The organism is Flavobacterium xizangense (assembly GCF_054075145.1).
This window is the reverse complement of record NZ_JBSIPG010000051.1, coordinates 1-293: the sequence shown is the minus strand read 5'-3', so window position 1 is coordinate 293 and position 293 is coordinate 1. Positions and strand designations below refer to the sequence as shown.

General features: G+C 51.2%; 1 protein-coding gene. It reads left to right on the top strand.

Features of this window, described 5'->3' with window-relative positions; translation table 11 throughout:
* Positions 1-293 (top strand): immunoglobulin domain-containing protein (locus ACWA1B_RS22470; protein ID WP_456910809.1); only part of this gene is annotated, 293 nt, incomplete at its 3' end.

Below are 293 nucleotides of genomic sequence, written 5' to 3'. Positions count from 1 at the left end.
TTGGGACTTGATTCTGATATTACAGCCTCGGACAGCACGATCTGTGCGGGTTCACCAGCCACGCTGACGGCTTCATCCACAACTATTACAACGCCGGTCTTCAGATGGTACGCCGACCAGACGACCGCAACGGTGCTCAGCACTGGAGCTACCTATACTGTCAGTCCTGCATCAACAACGACTTATTATGTCAGCGTAAGCGGGGATTCCGTTTGCGAAAACGCCATCAATACCAGAAAGGCGGTAGTGGTGACGGTAAATCCTTTGGGACTTGATTCTGATATTACAGCCTC